The 20987-nt window shown below is 64.6% G+C and carries 15 protein-coding genes, 2 tRNA genes and 2 pseudogenes; 8 read left to right on the top strand and 11 right to left on the bottom strand.

Annotation, left to right across the window (positions count from 1 at the left end; all coding sequences use genetic code 11):
* The 6 genes and pseudogenes from DM995_RS22700 to DM995_RS00385 form a co-directional block, all read right to left on the bottom strand.
* On the bottom strand, positions 1-358 hold a 358-nt coding region (locus DM995_RS22700; protein ID WP_353653338.1), incomplete at its 3' end, for a helix-turn-helix domain-containing protein.
* Positions 359-367: 9 nt separating this feature from the next.
* Complete coding sequence (locus tag DM995_RS00405; protein WP_116968128.1) at positions 368-2488, bottom strand: AAA family ATPase; 2121 nt, start codon at positions 2486-2488, stop codon at positions 368-370.
* Positions 2466-2636: pseudogene (locus tag DM995_RS22030) on the bottom strand (nucleotidyltransferase); the annotation flags it as partial. The pseudogene DM995_RS22030 and the gene DM995_RS00405, both read right to left, overlap by 23 nt.
* A 54-nt stretch (positions 2637-2690) precedes the next feature.
* Complete coding sequence (locus DM995_RS22695) at positions 2691-2873, bottom strand: sigma factor-like helix-turn-helix DNA-binding protein (protein WP_116968127.1); 183 nt, start codon at positions 2871-2873, stop codon at positions 2691-2693.
* A gap of 64 nt (positions 2874-2937) precedes the next feature.
* Complete coding sequence (locus DM995_RS00390; RefSeq protein ID WP_116968126.1) at positions 2938-4089, bottom strand: tyrosine-type recombinase/integrase; 1152 nt, start codon at positions 4087-4089, stop codon at positions 2938-2940.
* 143 nt (positions 4090-4232) lie between these two features.
* A tRNA-Ser gene (locus DM995_RS00385) sits at positions 4233-4325 on the bottom strand.
* 280 nt (positions 4326-4605) lie between these two features.
* Between DM995_RS00385 and DM995_RS00380 the strand changes: the two genes are divergently transcribed.
* From DM995_RS00380 to DM995_RS00355, 6 genes and pseudogenes are all read left to right on the top strand, one after another.
* Positions 4606-5403 (top strand): DUF1134 domain-containing protein, encoded by a 798-nt coding sequence (locus DM995_RS00380; protein ID WP_116968125.1) that lies wholly within the window; start codon positions 4606-4608, stop codon positions 5401-5403.
* Between the two features lie 202 nt (positions 5404-5605).
* Positions 5606-6781 carry an amino acid aminotransferase gene (locus tag DM995_RS00375; RefSeq protein ID WP_198669203.1) on the top strand — a complete coding sequence of 392 codons (1176 nt, stop codon included), beginning with the start codon at positions 5606-5608 and terminating at the stop codon, positions 6779-6781.
* Between the two features lie 61 nt (positions 6782-6842).
* Positions 6843-7166 carry a hypothetical protein gene (locus DM995_RS00370; RefSeq protein WP_116968124.1) on the top strand — a complete coding sequence of 108 codons (324 nt, stop codon included), beginning with the start codon at positions 6843-6845 and terminating at the stop codon, positions 7164-7166.
* A 32-nt stretch (positions 7167-7198) separates the two neighbouring features.
* The gene (locus DM995_RS00365; protein ID WP_023836735.1) at positions 7199-7435 is read left to right on the top strand and encodes an AbrB/MazE/SpoVT family DNA-binding domain-containing protein; all 237 of its coding nucleotides are present in this window, start codon (positions 7199-7201) and stop codon (positions 7433-7435) included.
* Between the two features lie 15 nt (positions 7436-7450).
* A complete protein-coding gene (locus tag DM995_RS00360) occupies positions 7451-7789 on the top strand; it encodes a type II toxin-antitoxin system PemK/MazF family toxin (protein ID WP_232824467.1) in 339 nt (112 codons plus the stop codon).
* Positions 7786-8277 (top strand): annotated as a pseudogene (locus tag DM995_RS00355) (flavoprotein); the annotation flags it as partial. The gene DM995_RS00360 and the pseudogene DM995_RS00355, both read left to right, overlap by 4 nt.
* A gap of 40 nt (positions 8278-8317) precedes the next feature.
* On the opposite strand, the gene DM995_RS00350 reads toward DM995_RS00355, so the two are convergent.
* Both DM995_RS00350 and DM995_RS00345 read right to left on the bottom strand, forming a co-directional pair.
* Positions 8318-9544, bottom strand: a complete 1227-nt coding sequence (locus tag DM995_RS00350; RefSeq protein ID WP_116968122.1) for a tyrosine-type recombinase/integrase — start codon at positions 9542-9544, stop codon at positions 8318-8320.
* A 162-nt stretch (positions 9545-9706) separates the two neighbouring features.
* Positions 9707-9782: transfer RNA gene (locus tag DM995_RS00345), tRNA-Thr, on the bottom strand.
* A gap of 222 nt (positions 9783-10004) precedes the next feature.
* On the opposite strand from DM995_RS00345, the gene DM995_RS00340 reads away from it, so the two are divergent.
* Together DM995_RS00340 and DM995_RS00335 are read left to right on the top strand one after the other, a co-directional pair.
* Complete coding sequence (locus tag DM995_RS00340) at positions 10005-11432, top strand: PAS domain-containing protein (protein WP_232823950.1); 1428 nt, start codon at positions 10005-10007, stop codon at positions 11430-11432.
* Positions 11433-11613: 181 nt separating this feature from the next.
* The gene (locus DM995_RS00335) at positions 11614-16323 is read left to right on the top strand and encodes an NAD-glutamate dehydrogenase (RefSeq protein ID WP_116968121.1); all 4710 of its coding nucleotides are present in this window, start codon (positions 11614-11616) and stop codon (positions 16321-16323) included.
* 78 nt (positions 16324-16401) lie between these two features.
* Here the strand turns inward: DM995_RS00335 and typA are convergent, their stop codons facing one another.
* The 3 genes from typA to DM995_RS00320 form a co-directional block, all read right to left on the bottom strand.
* Positions 16402-18234 (bottom strand): translational GTPase TypA, encoded by a 1833-nt coding sequence (gene typA / locus DM995_RS00330; protein WP_116968120.1) that lies wholly within the window; start codon positions 18232-18234, stop codon positions 16402-16404.
* A 458-nt stretch (positions 18235-18692) separates the two neighbouring features.
* A complete protein-coding gene (locus DM995_RS00325) occupies positions 18693-20111 on the bottom strand; it encodes a hypothetical protein (protein ID WP_116968119.1) in 1419 nt (472 codons plus the stop codon).
* Between the two features lie 84 nt (positions 20112-20195).
* Complete coding sequence (locus tag DM995_RS00320) at positions 20196-20954, bottom strand: crotonase/enoyl-CoA hydratase family protein (protein WP_116968118.1); 759 nt, start codon at positions 20952-20954, stop codon at positions 20196-20198.
* Positions 20955-20987: the final 33 nt, after the last annotated feature.

Here is a 20987-nt window from a genome sequence, read left to right as displayed (position 1 = left end):
TATTGAGGCTCGATCCGGGATGGCGATGACGCTCAATCAACTGGCGCAAGCTTTCAGTCAGCACAAGGGTGGCAGAACCCAGTTTGATTACCTCGACCTCACCTCGCGCGATCAGTAGGTACAGGGTGCTTCGGCTTATGCCAGTGAAGCGGCAGGCATCGGGAACCCTCATGGTGATCGGCTCGATGGACAGCGGAGACGAAGAGGAGAGGGGATATTCATGCATTGCGGTACCAATCTTTTTTGAAGCCGGCAGGGGGACCGCAGCAGTCACCCCGGCCAGCCGCCGCGCAACCGCGTCCAGCGCCTGCTCCAGCGGGATTTCGTCAGCGGTGGGCGCAGGCTCAGCATCTTCCATCCCGCACAGCTACATGCCCATGCCGAGCCCGCGCGAGATGCCGAGTGATCTCTGGAGGTCCTGAGACAGCGTTTTCGTGCTCATAGCGTCCAGCCCCAGCTGCGGACGCCGGTTGGCCAGCGCCGACTCAAGCTGCGGATCGCGCTCAAGGCCCTTGGCCATACCGACAAGCGACGCCCGGACCTTGTCCGAAGCCGCCGCACTGCCATTCTTGCGCAGCGCCCGATATTGCTGAGATTGCCGCTGCCACTGATCGACAAATGCGTCTGCCCGCCGTTCATTGGCAGCGGCAACGCGCTGCGCCTCGATGCGCAATTTCGCCTGCTGCTCCATCGCCTGGATCGCCCGATCGGTCTTGCCCTTCACCGCCTCGGGGATCAGGCTCAGATCCCGGTTCACCGCTTTGCGCAGATCGCCAAAGCTATCGGGCCTTAGTGCATTTAGCTCCGCCCCGGCTTTATCCAGCGCAGTGCGCTGCGAGGCGAGCGGCTGAAGCCCCTTGTCGCGCATGGCAACAATGTCCTGCGCCACCCGCGCGAACCGCTGCACGGCCTTGTCGAACACCTGCTTGTCGCTCGCCTGTTCCGGCAAGGTAACTTTCGCTCTGGCCTGTGCGACTGGCTCGCGCTGCGGCGCGAGAGTTGCGCCCTTGAGCAGGTCGGCAAGATGACCCCTGCGGCTGACCTTCAGCCCGGCGCGCGCCTCACGCTGCGGCTGCTGCTCCGCTGCCTTCTCCGGCTGCTGCGCGTAATCGCTCGCCATATCCTTGCCCCGCTCTCGGCTGAGCGTGCGGGTGAGCGCTTTCCGATCGACAAAGTCATCCTTGCCGTAGTGCAGATCGACCTGGGTCCGGTGCCGTGACAGCCCGACGTAAGCCCCATGGCTGTCCATGCCAGGCGTTGCCAGCAGCTTGACCTGATCGACGGTCATGCCCTGCGCCTTGTGGATGGTCGCGGCATAGCCGTGATCCAGATGCGCATAGTCCTTCAGATCGAACGCCACCGCCTTTCCATCGTCGAGCTTTACCGACATGCGCAGAGCGCTGACGCTTTCGACCGTGCCAAGCGATCCATTCTTCACGCCCAGCGAGCGTTCGTTCTTGAGGAACATGACCCGATCACCATCGGCAAACTGGCGCTGCCCACGCTCGACCTTCAGCGCAACGTCCTCGCCCAGATCGCCACTCGCGCGCACCTTCTCACGCACCGCTTCATTGAGGGCGCGGACCTCGTCATTGGTATGTGTAAGGATAATCCGGCTAGCATCGGGTTTGGCCTGCCGATCGCAATCCCAGGCATCGACGAGCTCGGCACGCGCAGCCTCGCGTGTCTCGGCAACATGGACGTGTCCTGCCTCATCATAGCGACCAAGCGCTTGGCCCGTCCTGCCAGTGGCAAGCTCGCGCGTCGCCTCCCTCTGCCAGTCAATCTGCTGCCGCCGGATCGATGCGATCTCGACCGCGCCATGTCGCTCGGCGGCTGCCCGGAACGCAGCGCCGGCCTCGATCGCCTGCAACTGCTGGGGATCGCCGACCATAACGACTTTCGCACCACCGCGCTCGGCTTCGGATATGACGCGCTCCATCTGCCGCGTACCCAGCATGCCAGCTTCGTCGATGACGAGGATGTGCCTGCTGGTAAGCTGCTCTCTGCCCTGCGCCCATTGGTGCTCCAGGCTGGCGAGTGTGCGCGACGGGATGCGGGAGCCATGCTCCAGCCCCTCGGCTGCAATGCCCGATAGGGCTGCACCCTGTACCGTATAGCCAGCACGCTCCCATGCCTCGCGCGCAACCCCCAGCATCGCGCTTTTCCCCGTCCCGGCATATCCGATGACATTGCTGACGCCTTTGGGCAGGTTCCACTTCGCGCGGTATTCCTCGGGCGTCATGTTGAAGTTGGTGCGCAGATAGCTCTTGAGCATTTTGACCTGCTTGCCGTCCTCCAGGCAGACCAGATAATCGGGCTTGATAGAAGAGCGGACTGACACCGCCGGCTTCTGCTCCGGCTGCGGCTCCGGCTCCGGTGCGTCGCCAAGGCCGGAAAGCGAAGCGTGGACGCTGCCGATCAGCGTCGCGATATCGGCAATCGAGACGCTGTTGTTGCTGACAGCCGCCGCGCGCATAGCTGCCATAAAGGATCAGCTTCTCGATCCGGCCCTTCTTCTTCCATTTGTTCGTGGCGAGCGCGAGCGCGTCCTCGAACTCCTCGAAGATGATCTGCTTCACGCGCTCAAGCTCGCGCTGCTTGTTGGCAGGAAGATGATCGATATCGGTGCGCATGACTTCAGCCACCCTGTAGAGATGACAGACACTTGGCAAGGTCGAAGCTGGCCCTCATCGCCAGAACTGCCACCAGTCTGGCGGCTTCTCGGTCGGCATCTGCATCAGCACGAACAGGGCATTGGCAAAATGCTGTTCGACCTGTTGCAAGGTCATCCCGTGCTTGGTGGCCAGTTGGCGGTACGTCAGCTCATCGACGCGGATGCCGAGGAAGATTTCCCGGTCAAGCGGCTCCATCCGCTCGACCGCTTGCTCGAACCTGCGCAAGCGCCTGCGCTCTGCGCGCGACAGGCGGGGCACCTCAACTTTCCTTGTCGCAGTACGCGGCCCATTCGGCCATCATGACCCGGCGCTTTTCCAGCAGGTTGCCGCGCCGGTAGGCCGCTTCGGTCTTGTTGGCGACCATATGGGCGAGGGCGGCTTCGGCAACGTCGCTCGGATGGTTCGTCTCTTCGCTCACCCAATCGCGGAACGATGAGCGGAACCCGTGCGGGGTGTAAGGCTGACACATCTCCTTCATGAGCTTGGACAGCGTCATGTCGGACAGGGGCCGATTGTTCTTGAAGCCGGGAAACACATAGGGCGATTCCCGCAGCCGCAGCTGGGCGCAGCGGCGGATGATCCGCATCGGCCGAGGGCTGAGCGGCACGACGTGTTCGCGGAATGCCTTCATACGCTCCTTAGGGAGCGTCCAGAGGCCACTTTCCAAGTCAACCTCATCCCAGGTCATGCCGCGCACCTCGCCCGATCTGGCGGCGGTGAAAATGGCAAATTCAAGGGCCAAGCGGCTGAACGATTCCCGGGCGCGCAGCTTCTGGATGAACTTGGGCACCTTTTCGTAGGGCATGGCCGGGAAGTGACCATCACGGCGCGGCTGACGGGGCAGGCCCTTGGTGATTGCCCGCATGGGAGCCTCGCTCTCACGATAGCCGGAAGCATATGCCCAATCGAGCACCATCCCGATCCGCTGGCGCACCCGCCGTGCTGTCTCGGGCTTGGCCAGCCAGATTTCCATGAGCACGTCGCGGATCATCGGACCGGTGATCCGATCCACCCTCATCTTGCCCAGCTGCGGGAAAGCGTACATCTCCATGGTGCGCATCCACTGGCCGTGGTGCTTGCCATTGCGCCAGGTCTTCGAATGAATGTCGAAGACCTTCTGCGCCGCGTCCTTGAAGTTGGGCACGGCCTCGACCTTGCGCCGCTCGAACTGTGGATCGTAGCCCTGTTCGACCTGACGGCGTACCACAAGCGCCCGCTCGCGCGCTTCGTCCAGTCCAACCGTTTTGCAGCTGCCCAGGCCGAAATCTCTACGGTGGCCCTTGTGCTGCACCCGGCAGACCCAACTGCTGGTCCCTCCCGGTCTTTCATAGCGAAAAAGGCCGTCGCCAAAACTGACACGGCGGCTGGACTGAGCCTTGCCTTCCGGACCGGTGTTCGAAGTCGTTTCCATGGACCTGATCATAAAATTTGTTCCCACATTGGCAAAAATGTCGGTCTGGACGACGTGGGACACACAGGGATCCGAATCACCAGCGTAACCCGCAGGGAAGCTGGACTTTCGGAACCGATCAGGGATGTTGTGGGATTAGTAGGTGGCGGAGACGGAGGGATTCGAACCCTCGGTACCGGATTTACCAGTACGACGGTTTAGCAAACCGTTGGTTTCAGCCACTCACCCACGTCTCCGCATGGCAGCATGTCGATGCTTGCTTGCCCCAGCTACGGGGCCGGTCGATTGGCCAGAGCGCGCTATAGCGGCGGGTGGGGCGGGGATCAACCGGTTAAGTTCGCTTTCGGCCGGCGTCCTGCCGATTTGTGCGGATGGCCCGCAAATGACGGTTTCAACGGCATTTGTCGCAAATCGGACTCGGGTCGCCGCGTCATCGACTCGGGTCATCGCCCATTCATTGTCTTGGCCCCAAGAATGCGGCGATTGTGGTTAATGATGCACAGGCGGGAGGCAAGCATGGCAAAGGGCTGGTTCGGACAGGGTCTGGCGATCGTCGCCCTGGCGACATGGGGGCTGGGGGCCGGGCCGATGACCGACCCGGCATCGGCCCAGGTCAGGACGGTTGACCCCAACGAGGCGATCGATGCCGACCTGGCACCTTCGCGGCCCGGCAGCAACACCGAGCCGGTGACCGAGGCGCCGCTGGATGGCGGCTATGATTATGGCCAGCCCGACGACGGGACGACCGGCACCACCAGCAGCAGCGACGAAACCCTGCCTACCGTGCCCGAGAGCGGCACGCCGGCGGCCACGGTCCCTGCGGTTGCGGGCAACGGTTATCAGAAGGACGATCTGATCGGCGCGGCCGAGGGCGTGTTCGGCAAGGGGGCCGAGGGGCTGGCCGGGCTAATCGAGGACATCTTGCGCAAGCAGGGCGAGCCCAATGGCTATATCGTCGGGCGCGAGGCGTCGGGCGCGTTCGTCGTCGGGTTGCGCTACGGATCGGGCACGCTGCACCACAAGATCGAGGGCGACCGGCCCGTCTACTGGACCGGCCCTTCGATCGGTTTCGATGCCGGGGCCAATGCCGGCAACACCTTCGTGCTGGTCTACAATCTCTACGACACCGAGGACCTGTACAAGCGCTTCGGCGCGGGCGAGGGCGCAGCCTATCTGGTCGGCGGATTCCACACCAGCTATCTGCGCCGCGGCGATGTGGTGCTGATCCCGGTGCGCATGGGGCTGGGCCTGCGTCTCGGTGTCAATGCCGGTTACATGAAATTCACCCGCAAGCGCAATTTCGTCCCCTTCTGACGAACCGCTTCGCGGCAGACATAGCCCGCAGGGTCGCAACTGCCAAAAGGGCAAAATCGAGGGCCGGTTGTCGTACATGGTGCGGCAACCGGCCTTTTTGCCTTGCCCCGGCGCGCATCGGTCGGCATGGAGGCTCGCGCATTTTCCTGACGCCGGAACGGCTCTTCCGGCAATATTCATAGCTGAAATGGGGGATTGACCCGTGCTGGAACTATTGAAGGCGCAACCGGCCGATGCGCTGCTCGCGCTGATCAAGCTTTATGCGGCCGATGACCGCCCGACCAAGATCGACCTGGGCGTGGGCGTCTATCGCACCGCCGATGGTGCCACCCCGGTGTTCAAGGCGATCAAGGCAGCCGAGGCGCGGCTGCTCGATGGCCAGGACAGCAAGAGCTATCTCGGCCCCGAAGGCGATATGGGCTTTGTCCGCGCGATCATGCCCTGGATGCTAGGTGATTTCGACCCCGCGGGTCGCATCGACGGGCTGCAGACCCCAGGCGGCACCGGCGCGGTCCGGCTGGCGGCAGACCTGCTGCTTAAGGCGGGCGTCAAGCGGATCTGGATGGGCACGCCGAGCTGGCCGAATCACGCCCAGATCCTGAGCGCGGTGGGGCTGGCCTGCGAAACCTTCCGCCATCTCGACGTGGCGACGCAGAAGCTCGACTTCACCTCGCTCGAAGCCGCGCTGGACAAGGCCGATGCGGGCGATGCGGTGCTCCTGCACGGCTGCTGCCACAACCCCACCGGCGCGGATTACAGCGAAGCGCAATGGCAGCAGATTGCCGAGACGGTCGCGGCCAAGCGGCTCTTCCCGCTGATCGATCTGGCCTATCACGGCCTGGGCCATGGTTTCGAGGCGGACGGCTATGGCCTGCGCGCGGTGCTCGCCAAGGTGCCCGAGGCGCTGATCGCCTATAGCTGCGACAAGAATTTCGGCCTGTATCGCGAGCGCGTCGGAGCGCTCTATGTGATGACCGAAAGCGCCGAGCAGCAGCCCGCGATCCAGTCCAATCTCGCCGCGCTCGCCCGCGCCAACTGGTCGATGCCGCCCGATCACGGCGCGGCTGCGGTGCGGATCGTGCTCGAAGACGAGGGGCTGACCAAGATCTGGCTCGCCGAGCTCGATTCGATGCGCGAGCGGATGCGCAGCGTGCGCGACAGGCTGGCGTCGTACCAGTCGATCGGATCGGTCAATCTGGCTGCGGTCGGCCAGCAGAACGGGCTGTTTTCGGTCCTTCAGCTGACCCCCGACCAGATCGCCGCGCTGCGCGCCGACTGGGGCGTGTACATGGCGGGATCGGGCCGGATCAACATTGCCGGGTTCACCGACGCGAACATCCCGCACTTCATCGAAGGGCTGCGCGCGGTCGCCGCGTGATTTTCGCCTGACTGCGATCTGCCGCACAGCGCGCCCTCTGCGCGGCGTGTAGGCGGATCGCATGTTCCTGTCCTTCACCCTGTTGCGGATGCGCGATCACCTCGCCGCTCTGGCGGCGGCGATGCTGTGCGCGCACGCCATCGGCCTGATTCGCCTGTCCGACTTTATCCCCCATGGCTCGCTGCTGATCGAGGGGCGCGTGGGCCAACTGACCGGCGTCGCTTTGTGCGCGCTCGTCCATGCCATCGTGCTGACCGGCCTGTACCGCAGGCGCCTGGTCGCAGGGCCGCTCTATCGCTGCGGCGAGACGCGGCCCGCCGATGCCTATGGCAAGCCGTATCGCCCCGGCACCTCGCGGCTGCTCGAAAGCTGGCACTATCGTTGACCGTCTGCATGCAGAGGTTTAGCTGTATCGCCATGAAAAGCGGCAGGCTCACCAGCAAGCACCAGATCACCGTGCCCAAGGACGTGCGCGAGGCGCTCGGCCTCAAGGCGGGCGATCATGTCCGGTTCGAGCTGCGCGATGGCGAGGCGGTGATGGCGCGCGAAAAGCCGGCCCGCGCTACCATCGATGCGGAATGGGTCGAGATGATGAAGCTGTCGATGCCCGAATGGTTCAGCGAGGAAGAAGACGCCTATTGGGCTGATCTTTAGGAGTACGCATTCTTGGTGCCCTCCGCCTTGCGTCAATTCGATCTGCTCGTCATCGAGTTCCCGTTTGTGGATCAGGAACGCGTGCGCTTGCGCCCTGCGCTGGTGCTTTCTCCGGCACAGTTCATCGCTGATACTGGCGTGGCATCACTGGCCATGATCACCAGAGAAGCCGTAAGTCCCTGGCCCGGCGATGTCGTGCTGGTCGATCCGGCGAGCGCAGGGTTGCACAAGCCCAGCAAGGTGCGGATGAAGTTCCATTCGGTCGCGGTCGATGGCGCGATCGCGGCAGGCCAGCTGGCTCCAGATGATCAGCGCGCCATCCGCGCAGCGCTAAAGGACCATCTTGCCCTATGAAACCACCCCATATCCTGCTCATCGTCGGCGGCGGCATCGCGGCGTACAAGGCGTGCGAGCTGATCCGGCTGATCCGCAAGGCAGGCATGAGCGTGCGCTGCGTGCTGACCGATGGCGGCGCGCAGTTCATCACCCCGATGACGCTCGCGGCCTTGAGCGAGAACGAGGTGTTCACGACGCTCTGGGATCTCAAGAACGAGACCGAGATGGGGCATATCCAGCTCAGCCGCGAGGCCGATTTGATCGTGGTCTGCCCCGCGACCGCCGACCTGCTCGCCAAGATGGCGGCGGGCATCTCGGACAGCCTGGCGACGACGGTGCTGCTGGCGACCGATACGCCCGTGCTCGCGGTTCCGGCGATGAACGTGCGTATGTGGCAGCATGCGGCGACCCAGCGCAATGTCGCACGGCTTAGGGCGGATGGCATCACGGTGGTCGATCCCGATGACGGCGCGATGGCGTGCGGCGAGTACGGGCCGGGCCGGTTGCGCGGGGTACTGCGCATCACCTGATCGCGAGCAGGTCAAATCAGCCGCTGGCGCCTTTCATCATCGGAACGACCTGCGCGCCTACAGAAATCCGATCCAGGTAGTCGCTCCACCATTGTGCCATCGCAACGCGCTCATCCCAGTACTGGCCTCTAGCATATGCACCTCGCACGGCATTACTGTGCCCATGGGCAAGGGCGCGTTCGATAGCGTCGGGATGCCATTTTCCGCTTTCATTCAACAAAGTGCTGGCAGTTGCCCTAAATCCATGGGAGGTCACCACGTCCTTGCCGAACCCCATTCGGCGGTAAGCGGAATTCATTGCATTCTCGCACATCGGCTTCTTGAGCGAGCTCTGGGCAGGGAACATATAGTCCCGCCAGCCGGTATGCTCGCGAAGCACCTTGAGTAGCTTCACAGACTGCAGTGACAACGGAACGCTGTGGGGCCGACGCAGCTTGGTGCGTTCTGCAGGGATCCGCCAGACTGCCTCGTCAAAATCGACCTCGATCCATCTGCCCTGTCGTAGCTCACCAGGACGAAGGAACACGTGCGGCAACAGTTGCATCGCAATTTTCACGACAATGCTTCCGGCATATTCATCAATGGAGCGCAGCACCTCTCCCAGCAGATGCGGTTCGAGCACAGCAGCATGATGCGTCACGATCGGCGTGGCCAGAGCCCCGCCAAGCATGGCTGCGGGATCATGTTTGCACAGCGCCATCGCAACCCCATGCCGAAACACGCGGCTGGCAAAGGCCCTGGTTCGGACAGCGGTTTCGCGCTTGCCTGCCTTCTCGATTTTCTTGAGCACCACCAGGAGCTCAGCGGGCTCGATCGCATCGATGGGCCGGGGGCCGATGGCTGGCGTCAAATGCGAGAGATACCAGCGAGCTTTTTCGATGGTGGCCTCTGCTTTCTTGCTGGCGACGAACCGGACAGCAATAAGGTCCTCGGCCACGGACTGAAAACTGTTCCCAGCCGACAATCGGCTCCTGATCTTCTCCATTTTGCGGGAATGAAGCGGATCTTCCCCTGCCCGGATTTGTCTGCGGGCATTATCCCTTTTCTCCCTTGCTTCTGCCAATGAAACCTCGGGCCAGGCCCCGAGCGACAACCGCTTCTCGATGCCTTGGATCCGAAACTTGCAATACCAGAGCTTCGAACCGCCAGGCCGAATCTCCAAATACAGCCCATTTTGATCCGTTTTGCGGTAAGGGGTATCAGCTGGCTGAAACCCACGGATTTCTGGGGCTTTCAAGGGCATTTGGGGGCAACGCCTTTCTTCCTCGCTCGTTGCCCCCAGATTTGCCCCCTATTTTTCGAGACTTGGTGACATCACTCGGAACAAAACGAGATTCCAGTTAGGGGCAATATAGCCCGAAACCCGCATAAAATCGAGGATTTGCAACGTTTTGGGAAGGTGCAATGGTGCCGCTTACGTGACTCGAACACGTGACCCCATCATTACGAATGATGTGCTCTACCAACTGAGCTAAAGCGGCGCGCGGGCCTGGTTTTGGCCGGTGCGAGCGGAGCCGTTATCAGCAGCGCGGCCAGGATGCAAGATGCGTTGCGCGGGTTGCTCGCGCGGAGCGGCAGTGCGGGGCCGATGAACGTCGGGCACGACAGCGCGATTGTGGCTAACGCATTCGCAGGGCTCAATTAACCCTAGATTTACCTCCATGCGAGACATTGCCCGCAAGACACTTTGACGGGACCAATCCATGGATACTCTGCGCGGATATCGCGATGGCGGGCACAGCCATGACGACGCAGACGATGCGCAGCTCGCATCGGTGCAGGCGGACAGCGATGACGAGGCGCTGATGGACCCGCCTCAGGCCTTTGGCAGCGACGAGCGGCGCATGCATGTGCGCGCCTATAATTATTGGGCCAAGCTGCTGGGAAGCCGCGTTTTTCCGTCGATCGAAGATCTCGATCCGGAGAATATCGAGGACTTCGGTCCGCACAGCGTACTGCTCGATTTCACCTCCGGAATCGAGAACCCCGCGATCCCGTTCATCGGCAAGGCGCTGCGCGAGGAGAGCAACCTGCCCGAGGCGATCGCCTATCTCGACGAGGTCCCGGGCCGGTCGCTGCTGTCGCGAATCACCGACCATTACATGCAGATCCTGGCCAACCAGGCGCCGATCGGATTCGAGGCCGAATATGTCAACGATCGCGGATCGACGATCATGTATCGCGGCATCCTGCTTCCCTTCTCCACCGACGACGATACGATCGACTTCGTCTATGGCGTGATCAACTGGAAGGAGATGGCCGACCGCAAGCTCACCGAAGAACTGATCCTGCAGATCGACGAGGCGGTGAAGCAGAGCCCGCGCAAGCCCGCGCTGCCGGTCTGGGAAGACGATCCCGCACAGAATCTGGCGCCCGGCGAGATCGGCGGCGAGGCGATCGACGAGCCGCTGTCGCTCGATGGCTATGCGATGTTCGACGATATTTCGGACGGCCTGATCGAGGTCGGCTTTGGCGGGATCGAGGAAGAGCCGGCGGCCAATGCGTTTCCGGTAGCCGAACTGCCCGGCGGCGACGAGGCGCTCGCCGACCTGCTCGATTTCGCGCGCGCGCATGTCGAGGCGGCGCTCGCCAACGAGGACCGCTCGCGCCAGGCGCTCTATGCCGCCATCGGCCGCGCCTATGATTTCGCGCTCGCCGCGCGCGGCCGCCCCGACGATTATGCCGCGCTGCTGGCCGAGAGCGGTATCACCGCGCAGGCGCGCGCGCCGATGACGCCGCTGGTCAAGCTGGTCTTCGGCACCAGCTACGACAAGACGCGGCTCGCCGAATATGCGTGCGTGCTCGCCCATGCCATGCGCCGCGACGTGCCGCGCGGCGGCTTGGCCGATCTGCTCGCGCAGCAACCCGGCGGGCTCAAGGCGATCGTCCAGATCGAGCGCAAGGCGCGCCGCGCGCGCGACGAGGATGCGGAGAAGCTCTGCCGCAAGCACGAGACGCGCCAGCGGCTGCGCGCTGCCCCTTCGCTCCCGGTCAGCGCCGTCGACCTGGGCGACAGCGAGTTTGCGGTGCTGGTGGCGCGGCGCGATGCCAACGGCCAACTGGGCGTGATCGGCATGATCGGCGAGGACGATCCAGTGGCCGACCGCATCCTGCGCAAGATCGCGGGTTGAGACCCAGCGGCTATCTGCAAGCCTCGTAACATTTAATCGACCGCCTGAAAGAAAATTACGTCATTCTGGCGGCGTCCCGCGGCTGTGCGCTTGAGAAGCCGCGTGCGATGGCGCATAAGCCTGGGCAGCAGACCCCATAAAGAGGCGGCAAACCAGCGCGCACGCGGGGCACGAGGAACCCATGGCCGACATCCAGAATGCTGCGTCCGATGCAGACGCGCCGTCCAGCACCCCGTTTTCCGATCCCAGACAGCATGAAAACCTTCGCCAGACGCTGAGCGACGCGTTCCTCAAAGGGGCGCTGCCGGGCGAAAATGAGGGCTTTGACGCGGAGGCGAGCAAGCAGGCCGCCGATTTCGCGCTGCGGGCGATGGCGTGCCGTCCTTCGGCCGATACCATGCTCGCGATCGAATCGATCCCCGGCGCGGCGGGCCACCGGCACATGCGGCTGGCGATCATCAACGACGACATGCCCTTCCTGGTCGATTCCATCGCAGCGACCATCTCGCGCTTCGGCCTGGCGATCGACCGCGTGATCCATCCGGTGGTCGCGCTGCGCCGCGATGCCGATGGACTGCTGAGCGAAATCTATACCGACGAAGCCCCCGGCGAGCGGCGCGAGTCCGTGGTCTATCTCGAGGTCGAGCGCGCCGATGCCCGGCAGCGCAAGGCGCTCGAGGCCGCGCTGCTTTCCGCGATGGCCGATGTGCGCGCGGCGGTGACCGACTGGCCGATGCTGCAGGCGGCGATGGCTGCCGATGCCGCGGCGATGGCCGATGGCGAAGGCGCGGCGCTGCTGCGCTGGTTCCTCGACCGCAACATGACCCAGCTTGCGCATCTGCGCTATCGCCGCGACGGCGCGACCGAAGCCCCGCTGGGCCTGGCGCGGATGGCGGGCGAGGAGCGTCAGCTGCTTGCGGCGCATTCGTTCGAGCGCGCCTTTGCCTGGTTCGAAAGCGGCAAGGCCGCGCCGCTGATCATCAAGTCGAACTTCATCTCGACCGTGCACCGCCGCGCGCCGCTCGACCTCATCATCCTGCCGATCTGGGAGGATGGCCGCGTCTCCGCCTTGTCGGTGCATGGCGGCATCTGGACCAGCGCCGCGCTCGCCGCCGCGCCCGAGCGCGTGCCGGTGCTGCGCGCGCACTTGAAGCTGCTGATGGACAAGTTCGGTTTTGCCCCCAACGGTCATGCCGGCAAGGCGCTGTCGCATGCGCTCACCGCGCTGCCGCACGATCTGCTGATCGCGTTCAGCCTGGAAAATCTGGAGCGCGTCGCGCTCACCGCGATGTCGCTGGCTGATCGCCCGCGCTCGAAGCTGGTCACCGTCCAGTCGTCGCTCAAGCGTCACCTGTTCGTCTTTGCCTGGCTGCCGCGCGACGAGGTTTCGACCGGACGCCGCGTCGCGATCGAGCGGATGCTGGTCGAAGCCTCGGGCGGCAAGACGCTGAGCTGGTCGATCTCGCTCGAGGACGGCGAGATCGCGCTGCTGCGCTATGTGCTCGACGTGCGCGATGGCGAGCACAAGGTCGACGATGCCGCGCTCGACGCGGCGCTGCGCGCGATGGTGCGCGGCTGGGAGCCCTCGGTCGAGGAAGCGCTGATCGCGCAGGGCGAGGAAAGCCGCGCCGCTGCGCTCGCCAGCCGCTATGCTGCGCAGTTCCCGATGGCCTATCGCACCGATTACGGCCCGCAGGAGGCCGCGCTCGATATCCTGCGGCTGCGCAATCTCGAAGGGCCCGAGCAGCACGGCGCGCGCCTGTATCGCAAGAGCCTCGACGCGGCGCAGAACCTGCGGCTGAAGCTCTACAGCCAGGCGGGCGCGATCCCGCTGTCCGAGACGGTGCCCGTGCTCGAGAATTTCGGCTTCGACGTGCTCGAGGAAATCCCGACCCAGATGGGCGGCGCCGATGGCGGGCATATCCACGATTTCCTGCTGAGCCTGCGCGGCCAGGGCGATGTCGAGGCGCTGTTGCAACGCGCCGCGGCGATCGAGGCGGCGATTTCGGGCACGCTCGAGGGCAAGGCAGAGAACGATCCGTTCAACCGGCTGATCGCCGCGACCGGGCTGGAACAGCGCGCGGTGATCTGGCTGCGCGCCTGGTATCGCTATCTGCGCCAGGCGGGCCTGCCCTATGGCATCGGCACGATGGTCGATGCGCTGCACGATGCGCCCGATGTCGCGCATGCGCTGGTCGCGCTGTTCATCGCGCGGCACGACCCCGCGTTCACCGGCGACCGCGAGGCGGCGACCGAGGCGAACCTCGCCGCGATCAACACCGGCCTCACGCAGGTGTCCGCGATCGACGATGACCGGCTGCTGCGCATGCTGCGCGCGCTGGTCATGGCGATCCTGCGTACCAACGCCTTTGCTCCGGCGGCGAAGCTCGCGATGGTCATGAAGATCGAGAGCGCCAAGGTGCCCGGCCTCCCTGCCCCGCTGCCCTGGCGCGAGATGTTCGTTTATTCGCCGCAGGTCGAGGGCATCCATCTGCGCGCCGGCCCCGTCGCACGCGGCGGGCTGCGCTGGTCCGACCGGCGCGACGATTTTCGCACCGAGGTGCTCGGCCTGATGAAGGCGCAGCGCGTCAAGAACGCGGTCATCGTGCCCACCGGTGCCAAGGGCGGCTTCTTTCCCAAGCAGCTGCCCGATCCTGCGACCGATCGCGACGGCTGGCTGAACGGCGGCAAGGAAGCCTACAAGACCTTCATTCGCACGCTGCTGTCGGTCACCGACAATATCGTCGACGGCAAGGTGGTGCACCCGGCCGATGTCGTAGTGCATGATGGCGAGGACCCGTATTTCGTCGTCGCCGCCGACAAGGGCACCGCAACCTTCAGCGATACCGCCAATGCCATCGCAGCGGAGTTCAACTTCTGGCTCGGCGATGCGTTCGCCTCGGGCGGATCGCAGGGCTACGACCACAAGGCGATGGGTATCACCGCCAAGGGCGGCTGGGTCTCTGTCCAGCGCCATTTCGCCGAAATGGGCGTCGATGTGCAGACCGATCCCGTCCGCGTCGCCGGCTGCGGCGACATGTCGGGCGACGTGTTCGGCAACGGCATGCTGCTGTCGAAAGCGATCAAACTGGTCGCCGCGTTCGACCACCGCCATATCTTCCTCGATCCCGATCCCGATCCGGCCAAGAGCTGGGAGGAGCGCGCGCGGATGTTCGCGCTGCCACGGTCGAGCTGGGACGATTATGACAAGGCGCTGATCTCGAAGGGCGGCGGCGTGTTCCCCCGATCGATGAAGGCGATACCCCTGACCCCCGAGGTCAAGGCGATGCTGGGCATCGATCAGGACGAGATCGAACCCGCCGCGCTGATCTCCGCGATCCTGCGCTCGCAGGTCGACCTGATCTGGTTCGGCGGCATCGGCACGTACATCAAGGCCGCGTCGGAGAACAATATCGACGTCGGCGATCCTTCGAACGATCCATTGCGCATCAACGCCGAACAGCTGCGCTGCAAGGTCGTCGGCGAAGGCGCAAACCTCGGTGTCACCCAGGCCGCGCGCATCGCCTTCTCGATGCTCGGCGGACGCATCAACACCGATTTCATCGACAATTCCGCCGGGGTCGATTGTTCGGACAACGAGGTGAACATCAAGATCGGCCTGGCCGCCGTGATGCGCGCCGGATTGCTCGACGAAGCATCGCGCAACACGCTGCTCGCTTCCATGACCGACGATGTGTCCAGCCTGGTGCTCGAGGACAACCGTCTGCAGGCGCTGGGGCTTTCGATCGCCGAGAAGGGCGGAACGCGTGCGCTGCCCAGCTATCTGCGCCTCATCGAGAATTTCGAGGAACAGGGCCGGCTCGACCGCAAGGTCGAGGGACTGGCCGACAATGCCACGTTCAAGCGGCGCGCGCAGGAGGGTCATGGCCTGACCCGGCCCGAGCTCGCGGTGCTGCTCTCGACCGCCAAGCTGGCGCTGCAGGACGCGATCGAGCGCATTCCGCTCGCCGATGATCCGACGATGCGGCCCGAGCTGCTCGCTGCCTTCCCGCCGCAGATGCGCGAGGCTTATGGCGACATCCTGATGCAGCACCAGCTGCGCGGCGAGATCATCGCGACCAAGCTCGCCAACCGCATGATCAACCGGCTGGGCCTGATCCACCCGTTCGAGCTGGCCGAAGAGGAAGGCTGCACGCTGGGCGATGTCGCCTGCGCCTTTGTCGCGGCCGAACGCCTGTTCGCGCTGCCCGCGATCTGGGCGGAGTTCGACAGTACCCAGATGGACGAACAGGTCCGCCTGATGCTGTTCGATGCCACCGCCAACATCGTGCGCGTCCATATCGCCGACGTGCTGCGCGCCAGCGCCGATGGCCTGATGCCCGGCGAGATCGTCGCTGCGCTGAAGCCCGGGGTCGATGCGCTGATCGCGGGCATGGACAATCTGCTCAACGCCGAGGCGCGGCTCCAGGCCGCGCGCCAGGCGCAGGATCTGACCGCGCAGGGCGCCGCACCGAGCCATGCCGCGCATATCGTGCGGTTGACCGGTCTCGATGGCGCGGCGGGGCTTGCCAACCTTGCCAGCCATAGCGGCACCGGCCCGCTGCCGCTGACGCACGCCTTTGCCGATCTGGGCGCGACGCTCGGCCTCGACTGGACGCAGATGACCGCGGCGCGGATGACTCCCAGCGATCCGTGGGAGCGGCTGCTGGTCTCGGGCCTCGCCCGCGACTTCCAGCAGATGCGCCTCGATTTCCTCGCCCGCGCCCAGGGCGGCGACCCGCAGGACTATGTCGCGAACTGGACCGAGGCCAACCTGCCCCGCATCAAGCAGTTCCGCACCCTGGTCGACCGCGCCCGGATGGACGCCGCCCCGAGCGTCGCGATGCTGGCGCAGATCGCCAGCCAGGCGCGGATATTGCTGGGGCGATAGGTCCGTCCCGTCGTGGACACGAGAAAGGGCCGGTGCATCGCTGCACCGGCCCTTCTTGTTTCCATCTGAGGGTCGGGCTTACGCCGCTTCCTTCTTCCGGCTCTGCTTCTTGCGCTCGTTCGGGTCGAGCCAGCGCTTGCGCAGGCGGATGGTCTTGGGCGTCACCTCGACCATTTCGTCGTCGTCGATATAGGCGATCGCCTGTTCCAGGCTCATCAGGCGCGGCGGGGTCAGGCGGATGGCGTCGTCCTTGCCAGTCGAACGGAAGTTCGTCAGCTGCTTCGACTTCATCGGGTTGACCTCGAGGTCCTCGGGCTTGGCATTCTCGCCGATGATCATGCCCTCGTACACGGGCACGCCCGATCCGATGAACAGGCTGCCGCGATCTTCCAGCGCGTTGAGCGCATAGCCCACGGTGTCGCCGGTGCCGTTCGAGATCAGCACGCCGACCGGACGGCCCGCGATCGGGCCCTTGTACGGTCCGTATCTCTCGAACAGGCGGTTCATGATGCCGGTGCCGCGCGTGTCGGACAGGAATTCGCCATGATAGCCGATCAGCCCGCGCGACGGGGCGCTGAAGGTGATGCGGGTCTTGCCACCGCCCGAGGGGCGCATGTCGGTCATCTCGGCCTTGCGCAGCGCCATCTTCTCGACGACGGTGCCCGAATGCTCGTCGTCCACGTCGATGACGACGGTTTCATAGGGCTCGGTACGGTTGCCGCTCTCGTCCTCGCCGAACAGCACGCGCGGACGCGAGATGCCGAGCTCGAAGCCTTCGCGGCGCATCGTCTCGATCAGCACGCCGAGCTGCAGTTCGCCGCGCCCTGCGACCTCGAAGCTGTCCTTGTCCGCCGATTCGGTGACCTTGATCGCCACGTTCGATTCGGCTTCGCGCATCAGGCGGTCGCGGATCATGCGGCTGGTCACCTTGGTGCCCTCGCGGCCGGCAAACGGGCTGTCATTGACCGCAAAGCGCATCGACAGCGTCGGCGGATCGATCGGCTGCGCGTGCAGCGGCTCGGTGACGGACGTGTCGCAGATGGTGTTGGCGACGGTCGCGGTGGTGAGGCCGGCGATCGAGATGATGTCGCCCGCGCTCGCCTGCTCGACGGGAACGCGCTCGAGCCCGCGGAACGCCATGATCTTCGAGGCGCGGCCCGCTTCGACGATATTGCCTTCGGGATCGAGCGCGTGGATCTGCTGGTTGGTCTTCACGGTGCCGCTGGCGACCAGGCCGGTCAGGATGCGGCCGAGGAAATTGTCGCGGTCGAGCAGCGTGACCAGGAACTTGAACGGACCGTCGGGATCGGCGCTGGGTGCGGGCACATGACCGACGATCTTCTCGAACAGCGGCTGCAGCGTGCCTTCGCGCACCTCGGGGCTGTCGCCGCAATAGCCGTTGCGGCCGGAGGCGAAGAGCACGGGGAAATCGAGCTGCTCGTCATTGGCGTCCAAGGAGACGAACAGGTCGAACACCTCGTCCAGCACTTCCTGCGGGCGACCATCGGGACGGTCGATCTTGTTGACCACGACAATCGGCTTGAGGCCGAGCGCGAGCGCCTTGCCAGTGACGAACTTGGTCTGCGGCATCGCGCCTTCGGCGGCATCGACCAGCAGGATCACGCCATCGACCATCGACAGGATGCGCTCCACCTCGCCGCCGAAATCGGCGTGGCCGGGCGTGTCGACGATGTTGATGCGGGTCTTCTCGCCGGCATTGTCCCACTCGATCGAGGTGCACTTGGCGAGAATGGTGATGCCGCGTTCTTTTTCCAGGTCGTTCGAATCCATCGCGCGCTCTTCGACGCGCTGGTTGTCGCGGAAGGTGCCGGACTGACGGAACAGCTGGTCGACAAGGGTGGTCTTGCCATGATCGACGTGCGCGATGATGGCGATATTGCGAAGAGACATGGAAATAGCCTGTATCAGGGGGATGGTCGCGGACACGCCGTCCACCGGCACGCCTGTTGCTGGCGCGCCCATAGCTTATGCCCTGCTGCAGCGCAACAACTAGCGCGTGGGGTATCATGAGCGGACAGCAGACGGCGGTATCCTCTCCCCTCCCGCCTGCGGGAGGGGTGGCTGAGGCGTAGCCGAAGCCGGGGTGGGACCCTCTTTGCGGTTTCAGGCCCACCCCGGTTCAGCAAGCTGAACCTGCCCCTCCCGCAAGCGGGAGGGGAGATACAGAATAATCGATTTCTCGTCATTGTAGCATGACTGCACCCTACCTCCGCTCATCCTGAGCAGCGGGCGCAGCCCGCGTCGTCGAAGGACCCGCGCCCACGCTGGCCGTATAGCGGGGCCTTCGACAGGCTCAGGCTGAGCGGAGTGGGTTGGCAAGTGCGCTTGCAGCCTGGCATTGAACACCCCTATTCCGCGCAAACCCCCATCCACATGTCGCGCGGCATGTCCACGCGGATCGGCGGGCCGCCCTTGGGGGCGGGGATGCCGTCGTACCAGAGCGAACGCGCCAGATCGGGCATGAACACGCCAAGCGGTGCGGGGCTGTCCTCCATCGGGGGTTCGGCGACATATTTGAGGCCATTGGGCTCGCCGATAAAGGCATGGAAATAGAGCTCCTCCTCGCCATCTTCCTGCGGCAGCATCTGCGGCGGGTTCTGCGCATCGCCAAGCCCATCGACCGGGATCAGCGTCGTCGAACCGAAGCCGTTCGATCCGGCAAAGGTGAAATACTTGCGGAAGATGAGCTTGTCGTCCTCGTCCTTCTGCTCGAGCACCGCGACCAGGTCCGACTGCGCGCTGGGCGGCAGCGCGGGCTTTTCGAAATGCAGCGAAAAGCGCGTCGGCCAGGGCGAGTGGTAGCTCGCTTTCAGGATCGGGCAGGACAGCGGCTTGACCTGCACCGCCGCCGCGGGGTTGATCTCCAGCGTATCGATGGCAAGCCGGTCGTTCACGATCTTGAAGCTGGCATAGGCGTCGCCTGCGGTCGGGCAGCAATTGGCGTCGGTGTCGCGCCACAGCGAGAACGAGCTGCTGATGCCGTACAGGCTATATTCGACGCCCTTCCACAGCCCCAGCCCCTTGGGCAGGCGCGTGCGCAGCTCCTCTTTCCAGCCGTTCATGCCGATATTGGCCCAGCCATCGCCGCGCAGCAGGTAGAGCGTGTCGGCATTGCCTTCGCCCGTCCCGGCGGTGCGCGCCGGCATGTGCAGCATCAATTTCTCGCCATCGTCGATCAGCAGCGGGGTCGAGGCCTCGCCCTCAGTGGTGGTAAAGCCGATCAATTGCGGCGCAGTGCCGGTGATGTCCCAGGCGATCGCGGCGCGCAGCGGGATGCCGCCGCCCGGCTCCAGCCCGCTCATATATTGCCACGCGACCGAACGCCGGCGCCCTTCCTCACCCGCGTTAAGGACACCGGCAGATTCGACCACGCAATTCTCGACCGCCCCGATCTGGCATTGCTTTGCCAAGTCCGGCCCGAACCCGGCGGGGGTGCGGATCGACGCGGCGAGCCTGGTCAGCCCCTCGATCTCGCTCTTCACATAGCCAAGGCTCTCGACGATCATATCGGGATTGGCGGTCTGCGGGCTGTCGTCCTCGCTATATTCGAACCCCCGGCGCAGATCGGCGAGCGCCTCGTCATGGCGCTCGGCGATCACCGCCTTGCGCGGATCGACCTTCTGCCAGGCGGCAAACGCGGTCTCGACATCGGACCAGCCCTTCGCGATCTCGCGATCGGCGCAAAGCGCCTTCGCGTTGACCGTACGGTCGGGACAGGGCGCGGCGGCGGGAGAGGCCGCAAGCAAAAGGGCGGGCAGCAGGATCACGAAACACTCCAGTCAGGCGCGACCCTGCCAGCCCATGTTCCGGTTTTCGCCGCCGAAATCAATGCGTTTCGGCGGCGTCAACGGTTACTTTCCGGTCCAGTTCGGCGCGCGCTTCTGCGCGAAGGCGGCGGCGCCCTCGCGCGCGTCCTGCGAGGTCATCACGGGGCCGACGATTGCCTGCTGCCTGGCCCACATTTCCTCGTCGCTCCAACCGCGCGATTCGACGATCACCTGCTTGGAGACGCGCACCGCGAGCGGGCCGTTGGCGCTGATCTTGTGCGCCAGTTCGAGCGCGCCGTCGATCGCCGGGCCTTCGACCACGCGGTTGACGAAGCCGATCTCGTAGCCGCGCTGCGCCGAGATGAAATCGCCGGTCAGCGCCAGTTCCATCGCGATGCGCGGCGGAATCTGGCGCGGCAGGCGCATCAGGCCGCCCGCTGCGGCAGCGAGGCCGCGCTTGGTTTCGGGAATGCCGAACTGCGCGCCGCTATTGGCGACGAGCAGGTCGCAGGTGATCGCGACCTCCATTCCGCCCGCGAGCGCATAGCCATCGACCGCGGCAATCAGCGGCTTTTTGGGCGGCGATTCGACGAAACCGGCGAAACCCTTGCCTTTCACCGTCGGCAGTTCTCCGGTGAGAAAGGCCTTCAAGTCCATGCCCGAGCAGAAGGTGCCGCCTGCCCCCTTGATGATGCCGACGCGCAGCGCGTCATTGGCATCGAGCTCTTCCATCGCCGCAGCGACGCCTTCGGCCACCGCGCGGTTGACCGCGTTCTTGGCCTCGGGCCGGTTGATGGTGATGATGAGCACGCCATCGTCGGCGAGGGTCAGAACTTCGGACATGTCAAATCTCCCTGAAAAACCCCTCTCCTTTAG

Origin of the sequence: Blastomonas sp. UPD001, from assembly GCF_003426715.1 — a bacterium.
In the GTDB taxonomy this organism is placed as follows: domain Bacteria; phylum Pseudomonadota; class Alphaproteobacteria; order Sphingomonadales; family Sphingomonadaceae; genus Blastomonas.
Note: the sequence above shows the minus strand (reverse complement) of the source record. Positions and strands in the feature narration are given on the sequence as shown.

Excerpts from the sequence above, each read along its gene's own strand:
- DM995_RS00405 (WP_116968128.1), bottom strand. The coding sequence starts at position 2,488 with ATGGCAGCTATGCGCGCGGCGGCTGTCAGCAACAACAGCGTCTCGATT.
- DM995_RS22695 (WP_116968127.1), bottom strand. The coding sequence starts at position 2,873 with ATGGAGCCGCTTGACCGGGAAATCTTCCTCGGCATCCGCGTCGATGAG.
- DM995_RS00390 (WP_116968126.1), bottom strand. The coding sequence starts at position 4,089 with ATGGAAACGACTTCGAACACCGGTCCGGAAGGCAAGGCTCAGTCCAGC.
- DM995_RS00380 (WP_116968125.1), top strand. The coding sequence starts at position 4,606 with ATGGCAAAGGGCTGGTTCGGACAGGGTCTGGCGATCGTCGCCCTGGCG.
- DM995_RS00370 (WP_116968124.1), top strand. The coding sequence starts at position 6,843 with ATGTTCCTGTCCTTCACCCTGTTGCGGATGCGCGATCACCTCGCCGCT.
- DM995_RS00365 (WP_023836735.1), top strand. The coding sequence starts at position 7,199 with ATGAAAAGCGGCAGGCTCACCAGCAAGCACCAGATCACCGTGCCCAAG.
- DM995_RS00350 (WP_116968122.1), bottom strand. The coding sequence starts at position 9,544 with ATGCCCTTGAAAGCCCCAGAAATCCGTGGGTTTCAGCCAGCTGATACC.
- DM995_RS00340 (WP_232823950.1), top strand. The coding sequence starts at position 10,005 with ATGGATACTCTGCGCGGATATCGCGATGGCGGGCACAGCCATGACGAC.
- DM995_RS00335 (WP_116968121.1), top strand. The coding sequence starts at position 11,614 with ATGGCCGACATCCAGAATGCTGCGTCCGATGCAGACGCGCCGTCCAGC.
- typA (WP_116968120.1), bottom strand. The coding sequence starts at position 18,234 with ATGTCTCTTCGCAATATCGCCATCATCGCGCACGTCGATCATGGCAAG.
- DM995_RS00320 (WP_116968118.1), bottom strand. The coding sequence starts at position 20,954 with ATGTCCGAAGTTCTGACCCTCGCCGACGATGGCGTGCTCATCATCACC.